Source organism: Pseudomonas azerbaijanoccidentalis (genome assembly GCF_019145495.1).
GTDB lineage: Bacteria > Pseudomonadota > Gammaproteobacteria > Pseudomonadales > Pseudomonadaceae > Aquipseudomonas > Aquipseudomonas azerbaijanoccidentalis.
Genome location: NZ_JAHSTU010000010.1, coordinates 139,020 through 165,535 on the forward strand (window position 1 = coordinate 139,020; position 26,516 = coordinate 165,535).

Annotated in this window: 24 protein-coding genes; 16 read left to right on the plus strand and 8 right to left on the minus strand. The window is 60.3% G+C overall.

All coding sequences use genetic code 11. The annotated features are described in order from the left end of the window. Window positions 1-282: 282 nt before the first annotated feature. Both KVG88_RS26615 and KVG88_RS26620 read left to right on the plus strand, forming a co-directional pair. Complete coding sequence (locus KVG88_RS26615; RefSeq protein ID WP_056855781.1) at window positions 283-762, plus strand: Lrp/AsnC family transcriptional regulator; 480 nt, start codon at window positions 283-285, stop codon at window positions 760-762. Between the two features lie 235 nt (window positions 763-997). Continuing rightward, window positions 998-1,207: a DUF2788 domain-containing protein gene (locus KVG88_RS26620; RefSeq protein ID WP_093229943.1), complete on the plus strand. Its 210-nt coding sequence runs from the start codon at window positions 998-1,000 to the stop codon at window positions 1,205-1,207. Here the strand turns inward: KVG88_RS26620 and KVG88_RS26625 are convergent. The 4 genes from KVG88_RS26625 to KVG88_RS26640 all read right to left on the minus strand — a co-directional run bounded on the left by KVG88_RS26625 (window position 1,202) and on the right by KVG88_RS26640 (window position 7,633). Further along, entirely contained in the window at window positions 1,202-1,837 is a 636-nt protein-coding gene (locus tag KVG88_RS26625; protein ID WP_225934169.1) for a pseudouridine synthase, read from the minus strand. The genes KVG88_RS26620 and KVG88_RS26625 overlap by 6 nt on opposite strands. A 71-nt stretch (window positions 1,838-1,908) precedes the next feature. After that, window positions 1,909-3,408: an AMP nucleosidase gene (amn, locus tag KVG88_RS26630; protein WP_191630451.1), complete on the minus strand. Its 1,500-nt coding sequence runs from the start codon at window positions 3,406-3,408 to the stop codon at window positions 1,909-1,911. A gap of 117 nt (window positions 3,409-3,525) precedes the next feature. Continuing rightward, window positions 3,526-5,175: an acyl-CoA dehydrogenase family protein gene (locus tag KVG88_RS26635; protein ID WP_217873212.1), complete on the minus strand. Its 1,650-nt coding sequence runs from the start codon at window positions 5,173-5,175 to the stop codon at window positions 3,526-3,528. 73 nt (window positions 5,176-5,248) lie between these two features. Continuing rightward, entirely contained in the window at window positions 5,249-7,633 is a 2,385-nt protein-coding gene (locus KVG88_RS26640) for a hybrid sensor histidine kinase/response regulator (protein ID WP_217873213.1), read from the minus strand. 454 nt (window positions 7,634-8,087) lie between these two features. Here KVG88_RS26640 and KVG88_RS26645 point away from each other — a divergent pair, with 454 nt between their 5' ends. The 4 genes from KVG88_RS26645 (at window position 8,088) to KVG88_RS26660 (ending at window position 11,617) form a co-directional block, all read left to right on the plus strand. After that, entirely contained in the window at window positions 8,088-8,885 is a 798-nt protein-coding gene (locus KVG88_RS26645; RefSeq protein ID WP_150701584.1) for a hydroxymethylpyrimidine/phosphomethylpyrimidine kinase, read from the plus strand. A 29-nt stretch (window positions 8,886-8,914) separates the two neighbouring features. After that, window positions 8,915-9,538, plus strand: a complete 624-nt coding sequence (gene thiE, locus KVG88_RS26650) for a thiamine phosphate synthase (protein WP_150701585.1) — start codon at window positions 8,915-8,917, stop codon at window positions 9,536-9,538. A 15-nt stretch (window positions 9,539-9,553) separates the two neighbouring features. Beyond that, the gene (gene hemL / locus KVG88_RS26655) at window positions 9,554-10,837 is read left to right on the plus strand and encodes a glutamate-1-semialdehyde 2,1-aminomutase (RefSeq protein WP_150701586.1); all 1,284 of its coding nucleotides are present in this window, start codon (window positions 9,554-9,556) and stop codon (window positions 10,835-10,837) included. A 225-nt stretch (window positions 10,838-11,062) separates the two neighbouring features. Further along, window positions 11,063-11,617, plus strand: coding sequence for a tetratricopeptide repeat protein (locus KVG88_RS26660; RefSeq protein WP_150701587.1), 555 nt, complete (start codon window positions 11,063-11,065; stop codon window positions 11,615-11,617). Between the two features lie 140 nt (window positions 11,618-11,757). Here KVG88_RS26660 and KVG88_RS26665 read toward each other — a convergent pair whose 3' ends face one another. Further along, window positions 11,758-12,087: a DUF1820 family protein gene (locus tag KVG88_RS26665; RefSeq protein WP_003185742.1), complete on the minus strand. Its 330-nt coding sequence runs from the start codon at window positions 12,085-12,087 to the stop codon at window positions 11,758-11,760. 134 nt (window positions 12,088-12,221) lie between these two features. Between KVG88_RS26665 and miaB the strand changes: the two genes are divergently transcribed. The 5 genes from miaB to lnt all read left to right on the plus strand — a co-directional run bounded on the left by miaB (window position 12,222) and on the right by lnt (window position 17,642). Next, entirely contained in the window at window positions 12,222-13,550 is a 1,329-nt protein-coding gene (miaB, locus tag KVG88_RS26670; RefSeq protein WP_150701588.1) for a tRNA (N6-isopentenyl adenosine(37)-C2)-methylthiotransferase MiaB, read from the plus strand. A gap of 212 nt (window positions 13,551-13,762) precedes the next feature. Beyond that, window positions 13,763-14,770 (plus strand): PhoH family protein, encoded by a 1,008-nt coding sequence (locus KVG88_RS26675; RefSeq protein WP_150701589.1) that lies wholly within the window; start codon window positions 13,763-13,765, stop codon window positions 14,768-14,770. After that, window positions 14,763-15,257: an rRNA maturation RNase YbeY gene (gene ybeY, locus KVG88_RS26680; protein ID WP_217873214.1), complete on the plus strand. Its 495-nt coding sequence runs from the start codon at window positions 14,763-14,765 to the stop codon at window positions 15,255-15,257. The genes KVG88_RS26675 and ybeY overlap by 8 nt, the downstream gene beginning before the upstream one ends. A 5-nt stretch (window positions 15,258-15,262) precedes the next feature. Next, the gene (locus tag KVG88_RS26685; RefSeq protein WP_007909641.1) at window positions 15,263-16,102 is read left to right on the plus strand and encodes a CorC family transporter; all 840 of its coding nucleotides are present in this window, start codon (window positions 15,263-15,265) and stop codon (window positions 16,100-16,102) included. Window positions 16,103-16,118: 16 nt separating this feature from the next. Beyond that, window positions 16,119-17,642: an apolipoprotein N-acyltransferase gene (lnt, locus tag KVG88_RS26690; protein WP_217873215.1), complete on the plus strand. Its 1,524-nt coding sequence runs from the start codon at window positions 16,119-16,121 to the stop codon at window positions 17,640-17,642. An 86-nt stretch (window positions 17,643-17,728) separates the two neighbouring features. Here the strand turns inward: lnt and KVG88_RS26695 are convergent, their stop codons facing one another. Together KVG88_RS26695 and KVG88_RS26700 are read right to left on the minus strand one after the other, a co-directional pair. Next, a complete protein-coding gene (locus KVG88_RS26695) occupies window positions 17,729-18,490 on the minus strand; it encodes a YdcF family protein (RefSeq protein WP_217873216.1) in 762 nt (253 codons plus the stop codon). Window positions 18,491-18,595: 105 nt separating this feature from the next. Then, window positions 18,596-18,916 (minus strand): hypothetical protein, encoded by a 321-nt coding sequence (locus KVG88_RS26700; RefSeq protein WP_077045550.1) that lies wholly within the window; start codon window positions 18,914-18,916, stop codon window positions 18,596-18,598. Between the two features lie 281 nt (window positions 18,917-19,197). On the opposite strand from KVG88_RS26700, the gene leuS reads away from it, so the two are divergent. From leuS to KVG88_RS26725, 5 genes are all read left to right on the plus strand, one after another. Next, on the plus strand, window positions 19,198-21,804 hold the full coding sequence (gene leuS / locus KVG88_RS26705; RefSeq protein ID WP_217873217.1) for a leucine--tRNA ligase: 2,607 nt from the start codon (window positions 19,198-19,200) through the stop codon (window positions 21,802-21,804). An 88-nt stretch (window positions 21,805-21,892) separates the two neighbouring features. Further along, the gene (locus KVG88_RS26710; protein WP_150701594.1) at window positions 21,893-22,498 is read left to right on the plus strand and encodes an LPS-assembly lipoprotein LptE; all 606 of its coding nucleotides are present in this window, start codon (window positions 21,893-21,895) and stop codon (window positions 22,496-22,498) included. Between the two features lie 39 nt (window positions 22,499-22,537). Beyond that, window positions 22,538-23,575: a DNA polymerase III subunit delta gene (gene holA, locus KVG88_RS26715; RefSeq protein ID WP_150701595.1), complete on the plus strand. Its 1,038-nt coding sequence runs from the start codon at window positions 22,538-22,540 to the stop codon at window positions 23,573-23,575. Between the two features lie 183 nt (window positions 23,576-23,758). Continuing rightward, window positions 23,759-23,923, plus strand: coding sequence for an alternative ribosome rescue factor ArfA (arfA, locus tag KVG88_RS26720; protein WP_008035105.1), 165 nt, complete (start codon window positions 23,759-23,761; stop codon window positions 23,921-23,923). Between the two features lie 62 nt (window positions 23,924-23,985). After that, a complete protein-coding gene (locus tag KVG88_RS26725; RefSeq protein ID WP_217873218.1) occupies window positions 23,986-25,308 on the plus strand; it encodes a lytic murein transglycosylase in 1,323 nt (440 codons plus the stop codon). Between the two features lie 87 nt (window positions 25,309-25,395). On the opposite strand, the gene KVG88_RS26730 is transcribed toward KVG88_RS26725, so the two are convergent. Next, entirely contained in the window at window positions 25,396-26,349 is a 954-nt protein-coding gene (locus KVG88_RS26730; protein ID WP_217873219.1) for a S66 peptidase family protein, read from the minus strand. Between the last annotated feature and the right edge of the window lie 167 nt (window positions 26,350-26,516).

Sequence of the window (26,516 nt, forward strand, 5' to 3'; positions counted from 1 at the left end):
CTTCGTCCGTGCTCGATGATTGTGGCATCGGCTCACCTCACGCCGTCTTCTGGACAGTGTGTAGCTCGGGGGCCTGCGCATCCCCGGTGGGGGGTGGCGGCCGCGGCTGGCCTGATTGGGCGAGCCGCACTGGACTGTTTGTCCGAGCAGTGATTCTGGTGATAAGAATAGGCCTGCGGCGCCGGCAGAGGATTGCGAAGATTGCTGAAATAAACATCACTTGCGCAATTTTTAACCCTGGATAGATAATCTGCCGCAATAGATACGACAAGGGACCGTTTGATGAGCAAACTCGACCGTTACGACCTGAGCATTTTGGCTGAATTGCAGCGCGATGCGCGCATCTCCAATCAGGAGCTGGCCGAACGCATCGGCCTGTCACCCTCACCCTGCTCCCGTCGGGTCAAGCAACTGGAAGACGACGGCTATATCTCCCGCCAGGTCGCCCTGCTCGACCGCAAGATGCTCGGCCTGAGCCTGACGGCGTATGTGCTGATCGGCATGGACCGGCACACGCCGGAGCGTTTCGAGAATTTCGAGCAAGCCATCCGCACCTTGCCGCAGGTGCTCGAATGCAGCCTGGTGACCGGGATGGATGCGGACTACCAGCTCAAGGTGGTGGTGCCGGACATGGATCACTATCAGAAGCTGCTACTGGGGCATTTGACCCGGATTGAAGGCGTGACCAGTGTGCGCTCGAGTTTTGTGCTGAACCAGGTGCTCAATAGCACTGAGTTGCCGTTGACTCACCTACGCAGCTGACCGTTTGCCTGTAGGAGCTGACGAGTGAAACGAGGCTGCGATCTTTTGATCTTGTTCCTTAAAGATCGCAGCCTCGTTTCACTCGACAGCTCCTACAACAGCTCCTACAAGAGCCATTGAGTTGTCACCGAGCGACGAATAGCTGCGACACACCGCCGCAGGTCAATACTTCGCGCAACCTGCGAGGCGTATACTCCCCGCGCCCTTTTAGCCTCGCCCGCGCTGGAGAAGTTCGATGGATCCTGCAGTTTTCGAAGAGTGGATGATGACCGGGCTGGTCAGCATCCTGATCATTTTCATGGGTTTCATCGTCTGGGATCTGGCGAAGAAGTCCAAGGCCGGGCGTTTCGGCTCGTTCATTCTGTTTTTCGTGCTGGGCCTTGGCGTGGCGGCGTTCGTGATCAAGAGCGTAGTGATCGGCCTGATCGAATCCGGCTCTTTATAAGCGCGCCGGCACTTCTTTCCACTGACCCTGATCGAGCCCTTCGATGGTCCAGTCACCGATCCGCACCCGCACCAGCCGCAACGTCGGCAAGCCGACCGCCGCGGTCATGCGCCGCACCTGACGGTTGCGCCCTTCGCGAATGATCAATTCCAGCCAACTGGTTGGCACGCTTTTGCGAAAGCGTACCGGCGGGTTGCGTGGCCACAGTTCAGGCTCATCCAGGTGCCGCGCCTCAGCGGGCAGGGTCATGCCATCGTTCAACTCCACGCCCTCACGCAAACGCTGAAGCTGCTCGGCACTCGGCGCGCCTTCTACCTGCACCCAATAAGTCTTGGCCAGTTTGTGCTTGGGGTCGGCGATGCGTGCCTGAAGCTGACCGTCGTTGGTCAACAGCAGCAAACCTTCGCTGTCGCGATCCAGCCGTCCGGCCGGGTAAATCCCCGGAATCTCGATGTAATCCTTGAGCGTCGCACGCCCGTCGCCGTCGCTGAATTGCGTCAGCACATCGAACGGCTTGTTGAACAAGATCAGCTTGGGCTCGGCCGGTGGCGCCTTGGCAACACGGCGCGCGGCTGAGGGGGCTGGTTTCGCGCCAGGGCGGCGGGAAACGGGACGTGGAGGACGGGACATGGCGAAGAGAACATCTAGCGATCAGGGCTGCTAATGCTAGTGCCCCAACCGCCAAATGACCATGACAACCGTTAGCGGAACGGCGGCTCGTCGAAGCTACGCAGTTTGCGCGAGTGCAGCGAGTTGAGCTCGGTACGCAGCAGATCCACTGCCTCGATACCGATCTTCAAGTGCTGGCTGACCGCACGCTCATAAAACGCGTTGGCCGAACCCGGCAACTTGATCTCGCTGTGCAGCGGTTTGTCCGAGACGCAGAGCAACGTGCCGTAAGGCACCCGCAAGCGATAACCCTGAGCGGCGATGGTGCCGCTTTCCATGTCCACGGCCACGGCGCGGGACAGGTTGATCAACGGCCGTTCCTGAGCCCAGCGCAGCTCCCAGTTACGGTCGTCGTAAGTCAACACGGTGCCGGTGCGCAGGCGTTTCTTCAGCTCATCGCCCTTCTCGCCGGTGATATTCGCCGCCGCCTGTTGCAAGGCCATCTGCACCTCAGCCAAAGCCGGGATCGGAATGTTCGGCGGCACCACGCGATCGAGAATCCCGTCGCGACGCATGTAAGCGTGGGCCAGCACGTAGTCGCCAATCGTCTGCGACTGACGCAAGCCTCCGCAGTGGCCGATCATCAGCCAGCAATGTGGACGCAGCACGGCCAAGTGGTCGGTAATGTTCTTGGCGTTGGACGGGCCGACGCCAATGTTCACCAGCGTTACGCCGTGACCGTCGGTGGCGATCAGGTGATAGGCCGGCATCTGGTAACGGTGCCAGACCACGCCAGCGGCGATGGCCGAGGCTTCACCGTGGTCCATGCTCTTTTCGATGATCACGTTGCCCGGCAGCACCATGCGTACGAAACGCGGATCACTGCGCAACTGCTCCAGGCCATGGACGATGAACTGGTCGACGTAACGGTGGTAGTTGGTCAGCAGAATCCACGGCTGCACATGGCGCCAGTCGCTGCCGGTGTAATGCACCAGTCGGCGCAGGGAAAAATCCACCCGCGCCGCGTCGAACAAGGCCAGCGGCAGCGGATCGGTATTTTCCCAATCGTACAAGCCATCGGCGATGCCGTCGGTGGCAGCCGACAGGTCGGTACTCGGGAATACGCGCGCCAACACGGCAGCGGTCACGCCGGACCCGGCCAGCTCATCGCCCTGCTCAACCACGTACGGATAAGGAATGTTTTGCTGGCTGACACCGACTTCCACGGTCACGGTGAAGTCGTGCATCAACGGCACGAGCTGTTCCAGCAGGTATTTTCGAAAAGCCGCCGGATGGGTGACGGTGACGCTGTAGGTGCCTGGCAACTGAACCTTGGCGTAGGCGCGGGTGGTCTGCGGGACTTCGCCCTGGCAATGGTAGGTCAGGCGCAATTCGGGATAACGAAACAGAGCACGCTGCTCGGCGTCCGGCTCGACTCGATCCTTGAGGTAGCGCTTGAGCGCCTGGTTGAGCGCGGTGGTTGCACGATTGTGCAAGAGCGCAAGCCGATCCACGGCTTGCTCGGCGGTTTGAACGACAATAAAAGCTTCGGTCACGATCAGCATCCTGTGTTCTGACTTGCAGACCTTCATCTTGCCTGCATCAAAGCTTCACGGGAACAGCCAAAAAAGATCGCAGCCTGCGGCAGCTCCTACAAGGGCTCGTCGTGCACCCGTAGGAGCTGCCGCAGGCTGCGATCTTCTGACCGATCAGAAGCCTTGTGGAGTCGAACGAGCGACAATCGCTTCCACATCCAGCCCGCGTGGCAATGCGCCGTACACTCGGCCGCCGCCATCCAGTCGACTGGCAATGAACGCATCACTGACCACCGAATTCCCCGCCTCCAGCAACAGCTTGGCCTGCAACCCCAGCGCGATGTCCTCGGTCAACTGACGGGCGCGATACTGAATGTCAGTGGTGTCCTTGAAGGCCGCCTGCAATTGTTGGATGTGCGTAGCCAGGCGTTTGTCGCCATGCCCGTCGCCCAATTCGCTGAACAGCGCATCCAGCACGCCCGGCTCTTTCGACAGCGCTCGCAATACGTCAAGGCATTGCACGTTGCCGGAACCTTCCCAGGTCGAGTTGACCGGCGCCTCGCGGTAGAGGCGCGGCAGGATGCTGTCTTCGACATAACCGGCACCGCCCATGCATTCGGCGGCTTCGTTGATCATGGCCGGCGCGCGCTTGCAGATCCAGTACTTGCCCACCGCTGTCACCAGCCGGGCGAATTTGGCTTCCTGGGAATCGTCCAGATGATCCAGCGCGCGGCCCATGCGCAAACTCAACGCCAGCGCCGCTTCGCTTTCCAGCGCCAGATCCGCCAACACGTTCTGCATCAACGGCTGTTCGCTCAACAGCTTGCCGCCAACCGAACGGTGAGCGCAGTGATGGCTGGCCTGGGTCAGCGCCTGACGCATCAGCGAACTGGAACCGACCATGCAATCGAAGCGGGTCATTGCAACCATTTCGATGATCGTCGGAACGCCCCGCCCTTCTTCGCCGACCATCCACGCCAGCGCGCCACGGAACTCCACTTCGCTGGAGGCGTTGGAACAGTTGCCGAGCTTGTTTTTCAAGCGCTGGATGTAGAACTGATTGCGCGTATCGTCCGGGCGATGGCGCGGCAGCAGGAAACAGGTCAGGCCTTTATCGGTTTGCGCCAGGGTCAGGAAGGCATCGCACATTGGCGCCGAGCAGAACCACTTGTGGCCCACCAGCTCATAGGCCTGGCCCGGACCGCTGGCCCCCACCGGATACGCCTTGGTGGTGTTGGCGCGAACATCGGTGCCGCCCTGTTTCTCGGTCATGGCCATGCCGATGGTGACACCTGCCTTATGGGCCATGCCGACATTGCGCGGGTCATATTCAGTGGCGAGAATTTTCGGCAGCCATTGTTCCGCCAGATCCGGTTGCAGGCGCATCGCCGGGACACTGGCGAAGGTCATGGTCAGCGGGCAGCCGCTGCCGGCTTCGGCCTGACTGTGCAGGTAAGTCATGGAGGCGCGGGCCACGTGGGCGCCGGACTGCGGATGCGCCCAGGGCAAGGAGGTCAAGCCATGCTCGACCGCCGTGCGCATCAGTTCGTGATAAGCCGGGTGAAATTCCACCAGATCGATGCGGTGCCCAAATCGATCGTGGCTGCTGAATACCGGTTTGTTCTGATTGGCCAGGAACCCCGCTTCCATCAACGGCCCGCCGGCCAGTGCGCCATAGGCGTCGATCCGCGACTCGGCCCAACCGGCCCCGAAACGCCGCGACCACTCCTGCAAAGGCAGGTCGATGCGATACAGGTTGGCGCCGTCCAGTGACGGCGGCTGATTGGTGACTTCGTGGGTTTCGGCGAACTGATGCAGGTTCATGACAGGGCTCCTTTGGTCAGCCAAGGGATTCAGTTAAGCACCGCCCCTCGGCTGAAAAAAGTGTCATACCCGCCTAACTGTCGGCGCTTTCGCCCTGTTGTGAACAGAGCACCCGACGGTAGAGCGCCACCTCCAAGTCTTCGAATTTCACCGGTTTGCTCAGGTAGTCGATCAACGCGCCGGTCGGGCAACGCTCGCGATCCACCGTTTGGGCAATCATGAACACCGGCAATTGCGAGCCGCCCGGCAACGCGCGAATCTGGCAGCAGATGGAGACGCCGTCCTTCGGCTGCAATTCACAATCGAGCAACACGGCGTCAACGCTTTCACGTTGCAGGAAATCGAGCGCAGCGCTGCCGCTGTCTGCGGTGCGCACCCGGAACCCGAGCTTGAGCAACATGCCGCGCATCACCAGCTGATTGACGTTGTTGTCATCGACCAGCAGCACCGTGCAGTCCTGCGGCAAGCGCAGACGGGAAAAGTCGCGGGTCATGAAAGGCGTGGTCGGCAGTTCCGGCGCTGGCACTTCAAACTCGACGTCGAGCTGGAAACGACTGCCTCGCCCCGGTTCCGAACGGTGAGTCAGGCGCCCGCCGAGCAATTCGACCAGTTGCCGACAGATCGCCAGGCCAACCCCCAGGCCACCGTATTCACGGGTCATCGATCCGTCGAGCTGGAAGAAGCGCTGATACATCGTCGCTTCGCCCAGATCGGTGAAACCGATACCGGTGTCGATCACCGCAAACGACAGCGCCAACCGGTCAGGCTTGACCGTTTTCCCCGATACCCGCAATGCCAGCCCGCCGACCCGGGTGAACTTGATCGCGTTATCCAGCAGACATTCCAGGCATTGCGCCAGCTTGGCGCTGTCACCGTGCAAACGATCCGGCACACCGGGCGCCACATCGACTTTGAAGTCCAGCGACTTGCTCAACGCATTGCCATCGAACTGCACGCGCAACGCCTCAACCACACCGCGCAAGCTGAAGGTCGACGGCGACGCCTTGAGCTTGCCGGCCTGCAACTCGGTCAACGTGAGAATGCCGTTGACCATGCGCATCATCTCCCGCGCCGAGCCGGAAGCGGTTTGCTGATATTGCTCCAGCTCAGGGTCCATCTCGACGGTTTGCATCAACTCCAGCGAACCGATCACGCCGTTCATCGGCGTGCGCAACTCATGGGTCAAGGTCGCGAGGAATTCGTCCTTGAGCTTGTTGCTGTGGGCCAGTTGCTGGTTGAGCACCTCAAGCTTCTGCCCCGCATCGAACAGGGTTTGCGCCTGTTGTTCGCGCATGGCGTTGATGCGATCGGCCAGCGCCAGTGACAGCAACGCCACTTCGATGGCCGAGCCGATCTGGCTGGAATACATGGTCAGGAACACGTTCGGCAGATAGCCCAGCACCATCAGGGTGTTGACGATGCCGCCGAGCAAAAAAGCCGACCAGGCAATGATGAAGTACCGCGCCACCCGCAACCCGCGCAGCCAGGCAAAAATCCCTGCGGCGAAGATCACCACGGTGAAAGTCAACGCCAGGGCTGTCGCCAAACGCAGGGCCAAGGCATAACTGGTCATCAATGACAGACCGACCACCAGCGCACTGAACGCCACCAACGCCAGCAGCAGGCGATCAAGCCAGCGACTGTGGGTTGCCGTCTGCAGGAAACTGCGGGCGAACTGACTGCCGAACAACCCGGCGCAGCCAATGAAAAACGGCGTCGCAGCGTTTGCCCACCAAGGGTTGGATGGCCAGAAATACTGCACCGCCGCGCCGTTCACCGACAGCTGATACAGGCCGAACGAAGCGATGTAGAAAATGTAATAGAGGTAACTGGTGTCGCGCACGCTGAGGTAGATGAACAGGTTGTAGACCAGCATGCCCAGCAACACACCGTAGATCAGCCCCAGCACATAAAGCCGTACGGGTTGTTCTTCGAGGTAAGCCGTGCTCGACCACAACGTCACCGGCGCCTGGATCGAGCCTTGGCTTTGCAGGCGCAGGTACACGGTTTGCTTCTGATCGGGGGTGAAATCCAGATTGAACAGGTAGTTGTTCTGGCGCACTTCACGAGTGGCGAACGGCAAGGCATCGCCTGTCTGGCGGATCAACTGATAGTCGCCGGCAGCATCGGGCAAGTAGAGGTCAAGATGATCGAGCGGCGGATACGCCAGTTCCAGCAACCAGGTGCGTTGCGCCGAAGGGTTGGTCGGGCGGTACTGCAGGTCGATTTTCAGCCAGAACACCGAGTGCGAATACCCGGCATTGAGCGTGGCTTTGTCATGAGGCTGGAAGTGACCGGCTGCCGCTTGAGCGCGCACCTGGCTGATACTCGCCTGACCACCCACGTCTTCAAACACCTGCAGGGACCGGCCCAGCGGAAGGCTTTGAGTGAACTCATCGAATTCGACGGCGTTCGCCAAAAGGGGCAAACACAATAGCAACATCAGCAAATAGCGCATTTATGCCCCAGCGTGGCCTGTCCGGTTCTGTCAGGAAGCCCCCCATTCCTTTTGAGTAGACGTAAAACCGGTGTTACCTGTTATTTGTTTGGATCCACTCTAGCATAGCCGTTGATGGCCATTGAGCACTACAGAAATTTTTCCTACAAAGGCTCTAGAACGGGCGTTCCAGCGAAGATTATTGAGCTAGAGCTGTGGCATCTGCTTCATGCCGAAAATCGCCGATCGAACACATCGCCCCTGTAGCGGCTGGCGAAGCCTGTGTCCGGTTGCACAGCAGTCGCCAAACCATAATCTGCGGTGTGCCAGATGCACCGGGGCGGCGGGTTTTACGGCTGCTTTGCAGCCGGACGCAGCCTCGCAGGCTCGGCAGCTGCTACACGTATGTGAGGTTTGCGGTTGCTACGCGGGCGCGTCATGACTCGCTGGTCGACTGGTGGTAAGCTCGCGCACCATGAATATCTACAGCTCTCGCCCCGTTGTCCTCTGTCTCTCCGGCCACGACCCAAGTGGTGGCGCCGGCTTGCAGGCAGATATCGAAGCCTTGCTTGCTCAGGGTTGCCATGCGGCTCCGGCCGTCACCGCCCTGACCGTGCAAGACACCGTCAATGTCACTGACTTCCGCGTCCTCGACCGTGAGTGGGTGTTGGCCCAGGCCAATGCCGTGCTCAACGACTCCGAAGTGGCGGCCGTCAAACTGGGCATGCTCGGTTCCCTGGAAATGGTCGACACCGTGGTCGAACTGCTTTCGGCAAACCCGCACCTTCCAGTGGTCTGCGACCCGGTGCTGCGCGCCGGCGGCGGCGGACGCCTGGGCAAGGACGAAGTCGGCTACGCCATGCGCGAACGCCTGCTGCCGCTGTCGATCATCGCCACTCCTAACCTCCCCGAAGCCCGCATCCTCGCCGAACTGCCAGAAGGCACCGCGGACGAGTGCGCTGAAAAACTGCTGCCGTTCGTCAAACACTTGCTGATCACCGGCGGTCATGGCGACGAAACCGAAATCCACAATCGCCTGTATAGCCGTGACGGCCTGCGCGAAACCTATACCTGCCAGCGTTTACCGGGCAGCTATCACGGTTCCGGTTGCACCTTGGCCAGCGCCCTGGCCGGTCGTCTGGCGCAAGGCGAAAACCTCGCCAGTGCCGTGCAGACCGCGCTTAACTACACATGGCGCACGCTGCGTGATGCCGAGCAGCTGGGCAAAGGCCAATTCGTGCCGCGCCGCCTGCCGCTGGATTTCTGTTCGTAACTCTTTAGCAATGCAGTGAGGCTAGCCCGATGAAACTACGTGGCCTGTACGCCATTACCGACAGCCAGCTGCTGGCCGGTAAATTTCTTTCGTACGTGGAGGCGGCGCTGGAAGGCGGCGTCACCCTGCTGCAATACCGCGACAAGAGCAACGACGAGGCCCGCCGCCTGCGTGAAGCCGAGGCCTTGCGCAACCTGTGCGATCGCTACAAGACACAGCTGATCATCAATGACGACGCCGAGCTCGCCGCGCGCCTGAACGTTGGCGTGCATCTTGGCCAGACCGATGGCCCGCTATCGCCGACCCGCGCCCTGCTCGGCTCCAAAGCGATCATCGGCTCGACCTGTCACGCGCAAATCGAGCTGGCTGAGCAAGCCACAAAAGAAGGCGCCAGTTACGTCGCCTTCGGCCGCTTCTTCAATTCCAGCACCAAACCCGGCGCACCGACCTGCAGCCTCGATCTGCTCGACCAGGCCCGCAAGCAACTGCACCTGCCGATCTGCGCGATCGGCGGCATCACCCTGGACAACGCCGCGCCGCTGGTGGCCCACGGGGTCGATCTGCTGGCGGTGGTGCATGGCCTGTTCGGCGCCGAGAGCACGGCAGAAGTGACCCGCCGCGCCCGCGCCTTCAACGAATTACTGAAAATCTGATTTGAGAGCCCGATCATGTCTCGTTCCGAAACCCTGTTTGCCAATGCCCAGAAACACATTCCCGGCGGCGTGAACTCGCCAGTTCGCGCGTTCAAGAGTGTCGGCGGCACGCCGCTGTTCTTCAAACACGCCGAAGGCGCCTACGTCACCGACGAAGACGACAAGCGTTATGTGGATTACGTCGGTTCCTGGGGTCCGATGATCCTCGGCCACAGCCACCCGGACGTGCTGGACGCGGTTCGCAAACAGCTGGAACACGGTCTGTCCTACGGCGCGCCGACCGAAATGGAAACCCAGATGGCCGACCTGGTTTGCTCCCTCGTGCCGTCGATGGAAATGGTGCGCATGGTCAGCTCCGGCACCGAAGCGACCATGAGCGCGATTCGTCTGGCCCGTGGTTTCACCGGTCGCGACAGCATCATCAAGTTCGAAGGCTGTTACCACGGTCACTCCGACAGCCTGCTGGTCAAGGCCGGTTCCGGCGCCCTGACCCAGGGCGTTCCGAGCTCTGCTGGCGTGCCGGCAGCGTTCGCCAAACACACCCTGACCCTGCCGTTCAACGACATCGACGCCGTTGAAGCCATGCTCGCCGAAGTCGGCCAGGACGTGGCTTGCATCATCGTCGAGCCCGTGGCCGGCAACATGAACTGCGTGCCTCCGGCACCGGGGTTCCTCGAAGGCCTGCGGACCCTGTGCGACAAGCACGGCGTGGTGCTGATTTTCGACGAAGTGATGACTGGTTTCCGCGTTGCCCTCGGCGGCGCCCAGGCTTACTACGGCGTAACGCCGGACCTGACCACTTTCGGCAAGATCATTGGCGGCGGCATGCCGGTCGGTTGCTTCGGCGGCAAACGTGAAATCATGTCGCGCATTGCGCCGCTCGGCCCGGTTTACCAGGCTGGCACGCTGTCGGGTAACCCACTGGCGATGGCCGCAGGCCTCACCACGCTGCGCTTGATCAGCCGCCCTGGCTTCCACGCCGAACTGACCGACTACACCACTCGCTTGCTCGATGGCCTGCAAGTGCGCGCCGATGCCGCGGGCATTCCGTTCGTGACCACCCAGGCCGGTGGCATGTTCGGTCTGTATTTCAGCGGCGCCGACGACATCGTGACCTTCGAAGACGTGATGGCCAGCGACGCCGCCCTGTTCGGCCGCTTCTTCCATCTGATGCTGGAAGGTGGCGTGTATCTGGCGCCGAGCGCCTTCGAAGCCGGCTTTACTTCGATCGCCCACGGCGAAGCCGAACTGAAGCTGACCCTGGATGCAGCCGAGCGCGCATTTGCCGCACTGAAGTAACGCTGTTGTACTGACGCCGGCCAACGCCGGCGTCAGCTTTTCCCTGTGCTCCTGCCCTTTTTCCTGCTCATCTGCTAATAATCCCCCGCAAAGTGGGCGATAAATTTCCCGCGCAGCAGAAAAACGAGTAAAGACTTTGTAAGGTTGGCCCTGCTTATTTCATAATGCGCGCTTATTGGATCCCCTCGATGGGTCCGCGCGCCCTTCAGAGGTAAGTCGATTCCCATGAACCGCACCGGCCGCGCCCTTTCACTGGGCTGCCTGTTGCTCCTTCAGCCCCTGCTCGCGCTCGCACAAGCAGGCGGTAACTCGTTGTTAATCCCAGCGATGGGTCGCTGCACCCTCAATACCCAGCCGCAAGACCTGGCACAGGCACTCGCTGCCTGCCAAAAGGCGTCGGATGAAGGGGATGCGCAAGCGCAATACGAGTTGGGTGAGTTCTATTACGAAGGTAAAAATGCGCCGCGTGACCTCAATCAAGCCCTGAGCTACTTCGAGAAGGCCTCACTGCAAGGTCACGCCCAGGCGCAATTCAAACTCGGCAGCATGTTCTTCCATGGCGAAGGCGTACCGGCCAATAACGTTCAGGCGTACATCCTGCTGAAAATGGCCGCGGTCAATGGTGCTGAAGAGGCGCTGGACACCGCTGACGAAGTCACCGAAAAGATGCCTCGCGAAGAACTCGAAGTCGCCACCCAGGTGCTGGGGCAAATCTTCCGTAAATATCTGATGGAATTGCAAAGCGCCGACGGGCGTACGCCTTTCGCGCCACTTCCCTGATTTCTGTATTGATCTGTCTGGCCCCTTCGCGAGCAAACCCGCTCCCACATCCAATCTCTGCCGTACACAAACAATGTGTTCACTGGAGATCCATTGTGGGAGCGGGCTTGCTCGCGAAGGGGGCGACTCGGTCTTGAGGCCTACTTCTCAGGCATCGGCATCGGAAACGGCATGACATTGCCGACCGCGCCGCGGGCTTCGCTGATTTTCGGTGTGCCCAGGCGCTCTACTTCATCGATGCGCACAATCGAATGCATCGGCACAAAGCTGCGCACCACGCCTTCGAACTGAGCCTTGAGCTTTTCTTCGCTCGGATCGACGACCACTTGCGTGCGCTCGCCAAAGACGAACTCTTCCACTTCCAGAAAGCCCCACAGATCACTTTGATAGATCTGCTTGGCGTACATTTCGAACACCTGGCCCTGGTTGAGGAAAATCACCTTGTAGATTGGAGCTTCACGTTTGGTCATGGTGGGCGAGCAACACATCGGGGATAAAAATGAGGGCGCGAACTATAGCATAGCCATCGGACGCACAGCGGTAGGAACCTGGGTACATGTTCCCTATAATGCGCGGTTCTTTGAATCACGTGATGACTCTTTCCATGGCCAAGAAGCTTTACATCGAAACCCACGGTTGCCAGATGAACGAGTACGACAGCTCGCGCATGGTCGATCTGCTGGGCGAACACCAGGCCCTGGAAGTCACCGCACGCGCTGAAGACGCCGACGTGATCCTGCTCAACACCTGCTCGATCCGCGAACGTGCCCAGGACCGCGTCTACTCGCAGCTCGGCCGCTGGCGCGAACTGAAACTGGCCAACCCGGACATGGTGATCGCCGTTGGCGGTTGCGTGGCCAGCCAGGAAGGCGCGGCCATCCGTGATCGCGCACCCTATGTCGACGTGGTGTTCGGCCCGCAAACCCTGCACCGCCTGCCGGAAATGATCGACGCCGCGCGCATCACCAAGCTGCCGCAAGTCGACGTCTCGTTCCCGGAAATCGAAAAATTCGACCACTTGCCCGAGCCTCGCATCGATGGCCCGAGCGCCTACGTGTCGGTGATGGAAGGTTGCAGCAAGTACTGCACGTTCTGCGTGGTGCCCTACACCCGTGGTGAGGAAGTCAGCCGGCCGTTCGACGACGTGATCGCCGAGATCATTCACCTGGCCGAAAACGGTGTGCGTGAAGTGACGCTGCTGGGGCAGAACGTCAACGGTTATCGCGGCACGACCCACGACGGACGCCTGGCCGATCTGGCCGAGCTGATCCGCGTGGTCGCCGCGGTCGATGGCATCGACCGCATCCGCTACACCACGTCGCACCCGCTGGAATTCTCCGACAGCCTGATCCAGGCCCACGCCGACGTTCCGGAACTGGTCAAGCACCTGCACCTGCCGGTGCAATCGGGCTCGGACCGCATCCTCGCGGCGATGAAGCGTAACCACACGGCCCTGGAATACAAATCCAAACTGCGCAAATTGCGTGCCGCCGTGCCGGGGATCTGCATCAGTTCGGACTTCATCGTCGGCTTCCCCGGCGAGACAGAGAAAGACTTCGAACAAACCATGAAGCTGATTCAGGACGTGGGTTTCGACTTTTCCTACTCGTTCGTCTACAGCCAGCGCCCAGGCACACCGGCCGCCGATCTGGCCGATGACACGCCGGAAGCATTGAAAAAAGAACGCCTGAACGCCCTGCAACATCGCTTGAATCAGCAGGGTTTCGAGATCAGCCGACAAATGGTCGGTTCGATCCAGCGCATTCTGGTAACCGATTATTCGAAAAAGGACCCCGGCGAGCTGCAAGGCCGGACCGAGAATAACCGGATCGTCAACTTCCGCTGCGACAATCCGACCTTGATCGGGCAGTTCGCGGATGTGCACATCGATGCCGCGCAGCCGCACTCGCTGCGGGGCTCGCTGATCCAGTAACACCGATCCCTGTGGGAGCTGGCTTGCCAGCGATAGGGCCAGCAAGCCCGACAATGATGTCGCCAGTTACATCGCCATCGCTGGCAAGCCAGCTCCCACAGTGAAATGCATTGTTCTTGAGAATGGGTTGATCCATTTAAGAGCTTTCGCACCCGCGCCACTGGCGCTATCCTTGATTCATCACTATTGCCCCAGGGCGGCTAAATACGACCTTGAACGCTCCTATAGAACCACATCGTTTCATCCTCGAGCCTTTTGAAGCTCGCCGCTTCGCCAATCTGTGCGGGCAATTCGACGAGCATCTGCGTCTGATCGAACAGCGCCTGACCATCGAGATCCGCAACCGCGGAAACCAGTTCGAGCTGATCGGCGAGCCCAAACACACCACCTCCGCGGAAAACCTTCTGCGCCGCCTGTACCGGGAAACCAAGGGTACCGAGCTGTCGCCGGACATGGTTCACCTGTTCCTGCAGGAATCCGCCGTCGAAGAATTGGACAACCACTCGCCCGCCGAAGCCTCCGTCGCCCTGCGCACCAAAAAAGGCATGATTCGCCCTCGCGGCTTGAATCAGCTGCGCTACGTGAAGGAAATCCTCGGCAACGACATCAATTTCGGCATCGGCCCTGCCGGTACCGGCAAGACTTACCTGGCCGTCGCCTGTGCGGTGGACGCGTTGGAACGTGAGCAGATCCGTCGCATCCTGCTGGTGCGTCCGGCGGTTGAGGCCGGTGAAAAACTCGGCTTCCTGCCCGGCGACTTGTCACAGAAGATCGACCCGTACCTGCGCCCGCTCTACGACGCGCTGTACGAAATGCTCGGCTTCGAATACGTGGCCAAGCTGATCGAACGCCAGGTCATCGAAGTTGCTCCGCTGGCTTACATGCGCGGTCGTACGCTGAACAACAGCTTCATCATTCTCGACGAAAGCCAGAACACCACCGTCGAACAGATGAAAATGTTCCTGACCCGGATCGGTTTCGGCTCCACGGCAGTCATCACCGGCGACATCACCCAGGTCGACCTGCCGCGCGGCACCAAGTCCGGTCTGCATCATGTGATTGAAGTGCTCAAGGATGTACCGGGCATCAGCTTCACCCACTTCCAGCCCAAGGACGTTGTGCGCCATCCACTGGTTCAGCGGATTGTCGAAGCCTATGAGCGCTTCGAAACCAAAGCGGCCGACGATGCAGCCGCCAAGGAAAGTCGCCGCGATGCTTGAGCTTGACCTGCAAATCGCCACCGAAGCCAGCGCCCCCAGCGAAGCCGAGTTCCGCCAATGGTGCGAACTGGCCCTGCGCCAGCGCACAGCGGATTCGGAAATGACCATACGCCTGGTCGACGAAGCCGAAGGCCGCGAGCTGAATCACACCTGGCGGCAAAAAGATTACGCCACCAACGTCCTGTCGTTTCCGGCGGACGTGCCGGACGAGTTTCTCGACATTCCATTGCTGGGCGATCTGGTGATCTGCGTGGCCGTGGTTGAACGCGAAGCCGCCGAGCAAGGCAAGGAACTCAAGGCTCATTGGGCCCATCTGGTGATTCACGGCTGCTTGCATCTGCTTGGTTACGATCATATAGATGACGACGAAGCCGAAGAAATGGAAGCACTGGAACGAACGTTGCTTGCTGAACTGGGCTTTCCGGATCCGTACGCGGACGACGAAGCAGATACATCCCCTACCGAAACAACAAAGGATTCAGAGTAATCGCTATGAGCGAAGATCGATCGAGCAACGGGCAGAAGTCATGGCTGGGTAAGCTCACCCAGGCTTTTGCCCACGAGCCGAAAAACCGCCAGGAGCTGCTGGAGCTGCTGCGCGACGCACATCAGAACAAACTGTTGGACAGCGAAGCGCTGGCCATCGTCGAAGGCGCCATCCAGGTTGCGGACCTGCAAGTACGGGACATCATGGTCCCGCGCTCGCAGATGATCAGCATCAAGGCGACCCAGACACCTCGCGAGTTCCTGCCGGCCGTGGTCGACTCGGCCCACTCGCGCTACCCGGTCATCGGCGAAAGCCACGATGACGTGATGGGCGTATTGCTGGCCAAGGACTTGCTGCCGTTGATCCTCAAGGAAAACGGCGACAGCTTCAACATCAAGGATTTGCTGCGCCCGGCCACCTTCGTGCCGGAGTCCAAACGCCTGAACGTGTTGCTGCGCGAATTCCGCGCCAACCATAACCACATGGCCATCGTCATCGACGAATACGGGGGCGTGGCGGGCCTGGTGACGATTGAAGACGTGCTGGAGCAGATCGTCGGCGACATCGAAGACGAACACGACGTCGAAGAAGACAGCTACATCAAGCCACTGCCCAGCGGTGACTTCCTGATCAAGGCCCTGACGCCGATCGAGAACTTCAACGAGTTCTTCGACAGTGAATTCTCCGACGATGAATTCGACACTGTCGGCGGTCTGGTGATGAGCGCATTCGGGCACTTGCCAAAACGCAACGAAATCACTGAAATCGGCGCCTATCGTTTCCGCATCCTGAATGCCGACAGCCGTCGTATTCATTTGCTACGTTTGACGCCTATCGCCCGGTAAACATTTAAGGATTGAAATGCGCTGGACAACCCGCCCCGGCTGGCCCGGTAACCTGCTGGCCGTGGCGGCCGGTGCAATCACCACCCTGGCGTTGGCGCCGTTCGATATCTGGCCGCTGGCATTGCTGGCGGTCGGGCTTTTCTATGCCGGGCTGCGTGAACTGACACCACGCCAGGCCCTGGGCCGTGGCTGGTGCTTCGGCTTCGGTCTGTTCGGCGCCGGCACCAGCTGGATCTATTACAGCATTCACCACTTCGGTGGCGCATCGGTGCTATTGGCCGGTTTCCTGATGCTGATCTTCACGGCGGCGATTGCCTGGTTCTTTGCCCTGCCGGCCTGGCTTTGGGCGCGCTGGCTGCGGCGTAACGAGGCTCCGCTGGCGGACGCCTTGGCGTTTGCAGCGCTGTGGGTCGGCCAAGAGGCTTTCCGCGGTTGGTTCCTGACCGGTTTCCCCTGGCTTTATTCCGGCTACAGCCAACTCGACGGCCCGTTGACCGGCCTTGCCCCGGTCGGCGGGATGTGGCTGATTTCTTTCACCCTGGCCCTGACCGCTGCCTTGATCTACAACGGCGTGCGCCTGATCCGCGCCGGACGTAAAGGCTTCATCGTGATCGGCGCAGTGCTGCTGGTCGCCCCGTGGATAGCTGGCATGGCGCTGAAACATCACGCCTGGACCACCCCGGCAGGTGCGCCACTGAGCGTCGCGGCGATCCAGGGCAACATTGAACAAAGCATGAAATGGGACCCGGCGCAGCTGAATGCGCAGCTCGCGCTATACCGCGACATGAGCCTGAGCTCCAAGCGCGTTGACCTGCTGATCTGGCCGGAAACCGCCGTACCGGTGCTCAAGGAATCTGCCCAGGGCTATCTGGACATGATGGGAAAATTCGCCGCAGAACGGGATTCGGCCCTGATCACCGGCGTACCGATCCGCGAAGTGGTCCATCAGGAAAAGCGCTTTTTCAATGGCATTACCGTGGTCGGCGAAGGCGACGGCACCTACCTCAAGCAGAAACTGGTGCCGTTCGGCGAATACGTGCCGCTGCAGGATGTACTGCGTGGACTGATCGCATTCTTCGACCTGCCGATGTCCGACTTTGCCCGGGGCCCGGCCGATCAGCCAATGCTGCAAGCCAAGGGTTACCAGATCGCGCCGTTCATCTGCTATGAAGTGGTGTACCCGGAATTCGCCGCGGGCCTGGCCGCCCAAAGCGACCTGTTGCTGACGATCAGCAACGACACCTGGTTCGGCACCTCCATCGGTCCGCTGCAACATTTGCAGATGGCACAGATGCGGGCACTGGAGGCCGGCCGCTGGATGATCCGCGCCACCAACAACGGCGTTACCGGACTGATCAACCCGTTTGGCCAGATCACCGAACAGATTCCGCAGTTCGAACGCGGCATCCTGTATGGCGAAGTCGTGCCGATGCACAACCTGACGCCTTACCTGCAATGGCGTTCATGGCCGCTGATCATTGTGTGCGTGTTGTTGTTTGGCTGGGCGCTGATTGCCAGCCGGATGGCCAAGACCGTTTAAGAAAAAAGATCGCAGCCTGCGGCAGCTCCTACGGGATTCACAAATATCCATGTAGGAGCTGCCGCAGGCTGCGATCTTTTTGACGTTCAACGATAGAACAACGAATACCCTACCTGCCCGACTGCTTCGTTCAGCAACTGCCCGCTGCGCCATATCGCCTTGAACTCGGGCATCCAGCCGCCCAAGGGCTCGGCATTGTCTACGCCCAGAAAGCCAACCGGCGCGGGCACCACCTCAAACCCAGCCTTCCTGAAACTCCAGACCGCCCGCGGCATGTGTGACGCATGGGTCACGACAACCACACGCTTGATGCCTTCAGGCAACAGCATCTGTGCCGACATTTGTGCGTTTTCCCAAGTAGTACGACTCTGCCCTTCCTGCCAGCGCACGGTCACGCCGAAATCGTCACGCATGGAATCAGCCATGAGCTGCGCCTCGCTGGGCGGCGTACCGTAATGCAACCCTCCGCTGGTTAACACCGGCAAACCGGATGCCTTGGCCAGATGTGCCGCATAGCGTTGGCGCTCGAGGCCGACACCCGTAGGCTGGTCGGAATCCCAAGCCACATCACCCCGCTCGCGCCCCGATCCCAACACCACGATTGCATCCGCGTGTTGGCCCAAAGTCGACCACTGGTCGCGGGTCAACGGTGGTTCGCGCTCAAGCAGCCCGGCCCCCCATTGCACCACCATCGGCAAGCTCATCAGCCAGAACCCGCCGAGCCCCAGAGTAAAGCACACAGCGGCAAGTCGAGGCCTCGACCGGCGCCACCACCAGGCGAGCACCAGCAACAGGATAAGAATGCCGGGAGGCATCAGAAGGTGTTTCACAAAATAACGAAAAGGCATCGAGCATCTCCTTAAAGATGCCCGAAGCCTAAGTGGGTTGATGCAGTGCGACAATAAATATGGAAGGACTATGCTTCAAAAAACCCTGGAGCATGGCTCGATGCCTTACTTGAACTGCAGAGACCGGACCTTTACCGCGTCTCTGCCGGGTACTTTGTCCTTGAGCCAGATAATCTTGGCTGAGCGTGGTGCGTCGAGTTGCTTCACTGCCTCGGACAAGCATCCGTGTGTCTCACGCTCGCTGCGATCCAGATACGCCTTCACCAAAGCAAATTCAGCGGGGCTCAAACCACGCAATTCCAGCTCCAGCGGACGTTCATCACGCAACCGGCCAGCGGTTTTTGCCGCTTCCAGGGCCATTCCAAGACGATCAATCAGTCTTTCGTACAACTCCGGTTTTGTAGCTTTTCGCTGTGACTCAACCATCCCTCACCTCATTGGAAGATAAGACCTACTCCCCAGTTAGAGCTTAGCTTCCATGGACAAACCGGCTGAGCGCCGCGACCAACGGCCCTCGCAGCGTTTTTCGCATGACGCGCGGCAGCAATCAGGGTTTCCCTCGATAGAGCGCGGTCATGTATGCTACGGCGCTTCCTGTAACTCCACTTCCAGCTCGCCTGGGTACGGAAACGCCGAATTGGCGCACTCACCGTCCAGCGTCGCATTGAAGAGGATTAGGCCACCCCTATTCAGTTCAAAAAGTAGCCATGCACGAACAATATCAGCCCCGTGAAATCGAAGCCGCCGCCCAGTCGTTCTGGGACGAGCAAAAGTCCTTTGAAGTCAGTGAACAGCCAGGCAAGGAGACTTACTACTGCCTGTCGATGTTCCCTTACCCCAGCGGCAAGCTACACATGGGGCACGTGCGCAACTACACCATCGGCGACGTGATCTCCCGCTACCAGCGCATGCAAGGCAAGAACGTTCTGCAACCGATGGGTTGGGACGCTTTCGGCATGCCGGCGGAAAACGCCGCGATGAAGAACAACGTAGCGCCCGCCAAGTGGACCTACGAAAACATCGCCTACATGAAATCCCAGTTGCGCAGCCTGGGCCTGGCAGTGGACTGGTCGCGCGAAGTGACCACCTGCAAGCCGGATTACTACCGCTGGGAACAATGGCTGTTCACCCGCCTGTTCGAAAAAGGCGTGATCTACAAAAAAAGCGGCACCGTGAACTGGGACCCGGTCGACCAGACCGTCCTGGCCAACGAACAGGTGATCGACGGTCGCGGCTGGCGCTCCGGCGCGCTGATCGAAAAGCGCGAAATCCCGATGTACTACTTCAAGATCACCGCCTACGCGGATGAGCTGCTGGAGAGTCTCGACGACCTGCCGGGCTGGCCTGAACAGGTCAAGACCATGCAGCGCAACTGGATCGGCAAGTCCCGCGGCATGGAAGTGCAGTTCCCGTACAACGTCGACTCCATCGGCGAAACCGGCGCGCTGAAAGTCTTCACCACCCGTCCGGACACCCTGATGGGCGCAACCTACGTTGCCGTGGCCGCCGAGCACCACCTGGCTACCCTGGCCGCACAGAATAATCCTGAGCTGCAAGCGTTCATCGCTGAATGCAAGGGCGGCAGCGTGGCTGAAGCCGACGTTGCCACCCAGGAGAAAAAAGGCCTGCCGACCGGCCTGTTCGTGGAGCACCCGCTGACGGGTGAAAAACTGCCGGTATGGGTCGCCAACTACGTCCTGATGCACTACGGCGACGGCGCGGTCATGGCAGTTCCGGCTCACGACGAACGTGACTTCGAATTTGCCCAAAAGTACAACCTGCCGGTCAAATCGGTGGTGCGCACAAGCGCAGGCGACACCAACCCGGCGCCGTGGCAAGACGCCTACGGCGAGCATGGCACGCTGATCAACTCCGGCGAGTTCGACGGCCTCGATTTCGCTGGCGCCTTCGACGCCATGGAAGTTGCCCTGATCAAGAAACAGCTGGGCGCCTCGCGCACCCAGTTCCGCCTGCGCGACTGGGGCATCAGCCGTCAGCGCTACTGGGGCTGCCCGATCCCGATCATCCACTGCAAAACCTGCGGTGACGTACCGGTGCCGGAAGATCAACTGCCCGTCGTGCTGCCGGAAGATGTCGTACCGGACGGCGCCGGTTCGCCACTGGCGCGCATGCCCGAATTCTATGAGTGCAGCTGCCCGAAATGCGGCCAGCCTGCCAAGCGTGAAACCGACACCATGGACACTTTTGTGGAGTCTTCGTGGTACTACGCCCGTTACGCCTCGCCGCACTTTGAAGGTGGCCTGGTGGAAAAATCGGCGGCCGACCACTGGCTGCCGGTGGATCAATACATCGGCGGTATCGAACACGCGATTCTTCACCTGCTCTATGCGCGCTTCTTCCACAAGCTGATGCGCGACGAAGGCCTGGTGAGCTCCAACGAGCCGTTCAAGAACCTGCTGACCCAAGGCATGGTGATCGCTGAAACCTACTATCGTCGCGAAGCCAACGGTGCCTACACCTGGTTCAACCCGGCGGATGTCGAGCTTGAGCGTGACAGCAAAGCCAAGGTCATCAGCGCCAAACTGAAATCCGACGGTTTGCCGGTGGAAATCGGTGGCACCGAGAAGATGGCCAAGTCGAAGAACAACGGCGTCGACCCACAGTCGATGATCGACCAGTTCGGCGCAGACACCTGCCGCCTGTTCATGATGTTCGCATCGCCACCGGACATGAGCGCGGAATGGTCTGACTCCGGCGTCGAAGGTTCGCACCGCTTCCTCAAGCGCGTCTGGCGTCTGGCGCAAGCCCACGTCACCCAGGGCCTGCCGGGCAAACTGGACGTTGCCAGCCTGAATGACGAGCAGAAAGCCGTTCGTCGCTCGATCCACCTGGCCATCAAGCAGGCCAGCCAGGACGTCGGCCAGAACCACAAATTCAACACCGCCATCGCGCAAGTGATGACGCTGATGAACGTGCTGGAAAAAGCCGCGCAAGCCACTGAACAGGATCGCGCACTGATTCACGAAGGTCTCGAAACCGTGACCTTGCTCCTGGCTCCGATCACGCCGCACATCAGCCACGAGCTGTGGAACCAACTGGGCCACGCCGATGCGGTGATCGACGCCGGTTGGCCGGTGCAGGACGACAACGCTCTGGTGCAGGACAGCCTGACGCTGGTCATCCAGGTCAACGGCAAGCTGCGCGGCCAGATCGAAATGCCGGCCAGTGCAACGCGCGAAGAAGTCGAGGCGGCCGCACGCGCCAACGAAAACGTACTGCGCTTCGTTGACGGTCTGACCATTCGTAAAGTGATCGTGGTGCCCGGGAAACTGGTCAACATCGTCGCCAGCTAATTGGATCAGGCGTCAGGTCAGGCCTGGCGCCGAGTAAAACCTTTCGGGCCGCAAGATCGGTCCACATGGTTTCAAGGGGAGCAACACAATGATCAAACGCAACTTGCTGGTGATGGGCCTGGCGGTCCTGTTGAGCGCCTGCGGTTTCCAGCTGCGCGGCACCGGCACCACCGAACTGGCGATCAAGGAACTCGACCTGAGCGCCCGTAACGCTTACGGCGAAACCGTGACTCAACTGCGCCAGGTTCTGGAAAGCAGCGGCGTCAAGGTCTACACCGGCGCACCTTACAAGCTGTTCCTGGCCAACGAACAGGAAACCCAGCGCATCCTCAGCTATGCAGGCGCGGGCCGTACTGGCGAGTACCAGGTCACCACGGTGCTCAACTACGACATTCTCGGCCAAGGCAACCTGCCACTGATGAGCGACAAGCTTGAAGTGCAGAAAATCTTTATCCACGACGGCAACAACCTGGTGGGTTCTGACCAGGAAGCCACCGACGCTCGCAAGGAAACCCGTCGTGAGCTGGTTCAGCGCATGATGCTGCGCTTGCAGCAACTGACGCCGGCCCAGCTGGACCAGTTGCAGCAAACCGCTGATGCGAAGGCCAAGGCAGAAGCCGCGGCACTGGAAGCGGCGCAGAAGGCTGAAGCGGAAACCCCGCGTCAGTCGCCAATCGAACTGCCGCAGCAATAAGACTTACGGGGCGCTCAGGCGCCCCGTTTGCCGCCGCCTATGAAACTCGCTCCCGCCCAACTCGGTAAGCACCTGCAAAGCGCCCTCGCGCCGGTCTACGTCATCAGTGGCGACGACCCCTTGCTGTGCCAGGAAGCCGCCGACGCTATCCGTGCCGCCGCCCGTCAACAGGGCTTCGATGAACGCCAGGTCTTTGCCGCCGACGCCAGTTTCGACTGGGGCACGCTGCTGCAAGCCGGCGCCAGCATGTCGCTGTTCGCCGAAAAACGTCTGCTGGAACTGCGCCTGCCCTCCGGCAAACCCGGTGACAAAGGTGCCGCCGCGCTCATTGAATACTGTTCACGTCCGGCCGAAGACACGGTGTTGCTGATCAGCCTGCCCAAACTCGACGGCAGCGCGCAGAAAACCAAGTGGGGCAAAGCGCTGGTTGAAGGCCCCCAGACCCAGTTCGTGCAAATCTGGCCGGTGGATGTCAGCCAGTTGCCTAGCTGGATCCGCCAGCGCTTGTCCCAGGCCGGGCTGTCCGCCAGCCAGGACGCCGTCGAACTGATTGCCGCACGAGTCGAAGGCAACTTGCTGGCGGCTGCCCAGGAAATCGAAAAGCTCAAGCTGATGGCCGAAGGCGGTCAAATCACCGTCGAAACCGTGCAGGCTGCGGTGGCCGACAGTGCGCGATTCGATGTCTTCGGCTTGACCGACGCGATTCTCAACGGTGAAGCCGCCCACGCCCTGCGCATGCTGGAAGGCCTGCGCGGTGAAGGCGTCGAGCCACCGGTGATTCTTTGGGCCCTGGCTCGCGAACTGCGCCTGCTGGCCAATATTTCGTTGCAATACAGCCAAGGCACGCCGCTGGACAAGGCTTTCAGCCAGGCCAAGCCACCGGTTTGGGACAAGCGTAAACCGCTGATGAGCAAAGCGCTGCAACGCTACTCGGCGCAACGTTGGGCGCAATTGCTACTCGAAGCACAGCGCATTGATGCCCAAATCAAAGGCCAGGCCGCGGGTTCGCCGTGGATGAGCTTGAGTCGATTGACGTTGTTGATGGCGGGTCAGAGATTGTCGTTGCCTGCCGAGTAAATTCAAAGATCGCAGCCTGCGGCAGCTCCTACATGGAATCGCGCTCTCATGTAGGAGCTGCCGCAGGCCGCGATCTTTTGATCTTCCTTCCTACAAAACCCGTATCCATCCGCCCTATAGACATAACCCCGACTTCGGCAGATTATTGCCCCCGCAAAACCCACTCAATCGAGAGATCCGATCATGAGCAAAAAGCCGTCCAAACACGGCCCCAACAAGGCCAAATCCATCATCGCCCAGCCCCTGTTCCGCAGCCGTCAGGAACGAGCCGGCAAGGGCAAAGGCAGCTACCGCCGCGAAGCCTTCCAGTCTGACAACTGGGAGGCTTCTTACTTTCTGGCGGCCTGAAAGGCATGCATCCGCTCAACATGTTAAGGTCTGCACTTGATCCGTTTTCCCTGGACCCGTGCATGCCCCTTTGTCTTTCCCGTCGTTGGCACCTGCGCCAATTGATTGCTGCCTCCAGCCTCGTTTTGCTAGTCGCCTGCGCGGAAAAACCCACCGCCGCCGACGCCCAGCCATTGAAAACCCTGCCTGTCGCCACCGCCCCTGCGGTTCTTCCGCCTGTGGTTCCCAACGGTGAAAACCTCGACATCCAGCCAACCCAGACCTTCGCCGAATGGCAGGCGGGTTTCCGCAAGGATGCTCTGGCCGCCGGTATTCGCGCCGATTTGTTCGACCGTGCCTTTGCCAATGTCAGCTTCGACGCCAGCGTGATTCGCGCCGACCGCAGCCAACCGGAGTTCGCCAAACCAGTGTGGGAATACCTCGATGGCGCCCTGTCGCCACTGCGGGTTCGTAAAGGTCAGGCGCTGGTCGACCAATACGTCGACATCCTGCAAAGCATCGAGCAGCGCTATGGCGTTGATCGTCAGGCCCTTGTTGCGGTGTGGGGCATGGAAAGTAACTTCGGCCAGTTCCAGGGCAGCAAGTCTGTGATCAATTCGCTGGCGACCCTGGCCTATGAAGGCCGTCGCCCGGGATTCGCCCACGCGCAATTGATTGCTGCGCTGCAAATTCTGCAACAGGGTGATATCGAGCCCGAGAAAATGCTCGGCTCCTGGGCCGGTGCCATGGGCCAGACCCAATTCATCCCGACGACCTACAACACCCACGCCGTTGACTTCGATGGCGACGGGCGTCGCGACATCTGGGGCAGCGCCACTGATGCCCTGGCCTCGACCGCGCACTACCTGCAAAGCTCCGGATGGCAGAAAGGCCAGCCATGGGGCTTTGAAGTGCAACTGCCAGGCACTTTCAACTACGTACTGGCCGACGGCACAATTCGCAAGAGCGTCGCCGAATGGCAGCAACTGGGCGTCACCCTGCCCAACGGCCGCCAAGTGCCAGCAGGTTCCGAGCACTTGTCCGCAGCACTGCTGCTACCGGCCGGCTACCGTGGCCCCGCCTTCCTGGTACTGGACAACTTCCGCGCGATTCTCAAGTACAACAACTCATCGTCCTATGCCTTGGGTGTGAGCCTGTTGTCCGAGCGCTTTAGTGGCGGGGGGCTGATCAGTGGCTCTTGGCCAAAGGATGATTTGCCGCTGAGCCGTACCGAACGGATCGAATTGCAAAACCTGCTGAGCGCCCAGAACTATGACGCGGGCACTGCGGACGGCATCATCGGCGCGAATACGCGCAAGGCGATCCGCAGTGCGCAGCAGTCGTTTGGCTGGCCGGCGGATGGCTATCCGACGCATAAGCTGCTGGAAGGTTTGCGTAACCGCTAAAAGCAAAAGATCGCAGCCTTCGGCAGCTCCTACAAGGTTTGTGTACACCTGTAGGAGCTGCCGCAGGCTGCGATCTTTTCGTAATATTTATGACTTCCTGATCACCACATCCTGCTCCAACACCAACTCTTTGTTCCCCGCATCCAGCCGCACCAACGCCCCCATCGGCAGCGTAAGGTTCGGATCGCAATGCCCGCTACGCCACCCGGACAACACCGGGATCCGCAAAGACTCGAATGTCTGCTTGAGCAACCGCTCCAGCGCCGGCACCTCGACACCCGCCACATCGCCCACCAGTACTCCGCGTAGCTTGCTGAGCGTGCCCGCCAGCCGCAGGTGAGTCAGTAGACGGTCGATGCGATACAGCGGCTCATTGATGTCCTCGATGAACAAAATGACGCCCTCCGCATCCATTTGGTAGGGCGTGCCCATGGTCGCGGCGATCATCGACAGATTGCCCCCCAGCAGCCGCCCATGGGCAATGCCGGGTTCAATCGTGGTCAAGGGGTATGCCACCGGATGCGCTAATACGCTCCCTGCCTTCACCTGCCCGCGCAGCATGTTGAAAAAAGAAGGCTCGGTGGGCTTTTGCCTGTCACCCAGCAGATCGGCATTGAGTAGCGGGCCATGGAACGTCACAAAGCCTGCGTAGCGACTGATCGCCAGGTGAAGCGCGGTGATGTCGCTGTAGCCGATAAACGGCTTGGCGTTGTTGCGCAGCAATTCGAAATCGATGCGATCGAGCAACCTCGGCGTGCCATAGCCACCGCGCAGGCAAATGATGGCATCGACCTCGTTGTCAGCGAACGCTGCATGCAAGTCATCGAGGCGCACGTCATCGCTGCCGGCCAGGTAACCGTCCCTCTCGTAGACGCCAGGAAACACTTTGAGCGTATAGCCTCTGGCGCGCATCCATTGCACAGCTTTATCCGTGTCCAGCGGTGCCGGCCCGGCAGGCGCAATGACACCGATCACCCCTTGCGACGGCAAGGCCGGAACCGGGGTGTGAGGACAAAGGGTGTGGGTCGGTCGTACGGTCATCCATGAATCTCCCTGCGTGAACACTTGAGCACACAGTAGTCAGGAACGGGGACAAACAGAAGAGGCATTGTCGCCCCGCAGGTTGCAGGAAAAGGCGGCAAGCGCTGTGGGCAAGGCAAAAAAACGCCCGCGAGACAGAAGTCTGCGGGCGTTTTCTATTACTAGGG

Excerpts from the sequence above, each read along its gene's own strand:
- KVG88_RS26615 (WP_056855781.1), top strand. The coding sequence starts at position 283 with ATGAGCAAACTCGACCGTTACGACCTGAGCATTTTGGCTGAATTGCAG.
- KVG88_RS26620 (WP_093229943.1), top strand. The coding sequence starts at position 998 with ATGGATCCTGCAGTTTTCGAAGAGTGGATGATGACCGGGCTGGTCAGC.
- KVG88_RS26625 (WP_225934169.1), bottom strand. The coding sequence starts at position 1,837 with ATGTCCCGTCCTCCACGTCCCGTTTCCCGCCGCCCTGGCGCGAAACCA.
- amn (WP_191630451.1), bottom strand. The coding sequence starts at position 3,408 with ATGAAGGTCTGCAAGTCAGAACACAGGATGCTGATCGTGACCGAAGCT.
- KVG88_RS26635 (WP_217873212.1), bottom strand. The coding sequence starts at position 5,175 with ATGAACCTGCATCAGTTCGCCGAAACCCACGAAGTCACCAATCAGCCG.
- KVG88_RS26640 (WP_217873213.1), bottom strand. The coding sequence starts at position 7,633 with ATGCGCTATTTGCTGATGTTGCTATTGTGTTTGCCCCTTTTGGCGAAC.
- KVG88_RS26645 (WP_150701584.1), top strand. The coding sequence starts at position 8,088 with ATGAATATCTACAGCTCTCGCCCCGTTGTCCTCTGTCTCTCCGGCCAC.
- thiE (WP_150701585.1), top strand. The coding sequence starts at position 8,915 with ATGAAACTACGTGGCCTGTACGCCATTACCGACAGCCAGCTGCTGGCC.
- hemL (WP_150701586.1), top strand. The coding sequence starts at position 9,554 with ATGTCTCGTTCCGAAACCCTGTTTGCCAATGCCCAGAAACACATTCCC.
- KVG88_RS26660 (WP_150701587.1), top strand. The coding sequence starts at position 11,063 with ATGAACCGCACCGGCCGCGCCCTTTCACTGGGCTGCCTGTTGCTCCTT.
- KVG88_RS26665 (WP_003185742.1), bottom strand. The coding sequence starts at position 12,087 with ATGACCAAACGTGAAGCTCCAATCTACAAGGTGATTTTCCTCAACCAG.
- miaB (WP_150701588.1), top strand. The coding sequence starts at position 12,222 with ATGGCCAAGAAGCTTTACATCGAAACCCACGGTTGCCAGATGAACGAG.
- ybeY (WP_217873214.1), top strand. The coding sequence starts at position 14,763 with ATGCTTGAGCTTGACCTGCAAATCGCCACCGAAGCCAGCGCCCCCAGC.
- KVG88_RS26685 (WP_007909641.1), top strand. The coding sequence starts at position 15,263 with ATGAGCGAAGATCGATCGAGCAACGGGCAGAAGTCATGGCTGGGTAAG.
- lnt (WP_217873215.1), top strand. The coding sequence starts at position 16,119 with ATGCGCTGGACAACCCGCCCCGGCTGGCCCGGTAACCTGCTGGCCGTG.
- KVG88_RS26695 (WP_217873216.1), bottom strand. The coding sequence starts at position 18,490 with ATGCCTTTTCGTTATTTTGTGAAACACCTTCTGATGCCTCCCGGCATT.
- KVG88_RS26700 (WP_077045550.1), bottom strand. The coding sequence starts at position 18,916 with ATGGTTGAGTCACAGCGAAAAGCTACAAAACCGGAGTTGTACGAAAGA.
- leuS (WP_217873217.1), top strand. The coding sequence starts at position 19,198 with ATGCACGAACAATATCAGCCCCGTGAAATCGAAGCCGCCGCCCAGTCG.
- KVG88_RS26710 (WP_150701594.1), top strand. The coding sequence starts at position 21,893 with ATGATCAAACGCAACTTGCTGGTGATGGGCCTGGCGGTCCTGTTGAGC.
- holA (WP_150701595.1), top strand. The coding sequence starts at position 22,538 with ATGAAACTCGCTCCCGCCCAACTCGGTAAGCACCTGCAAAGCGCCCTC.
- arfA (WP_008035105.1), top strand. The coding sequence starts at position 23,759 with ATGAGCAAAAAGCCGTCCAAACACGGCCCCAACAAGGCCAAATCCATC.
- KVG88_RS26725 (WP_217873218.1), top strand. The coding sequence starts at position 23,986 with ATGCCCCTTTGTCTTTCCCGTCGTTGGCACCTGCGCCAATTGATTGCT.
- KVG88_RS26730 (WP_217873219.1), bottom strand. The coding sequence starts at position 26,349 with ATGACCGTACGACCGACCCACACCCTTTGTCCTCACACCCCGGTTCCG.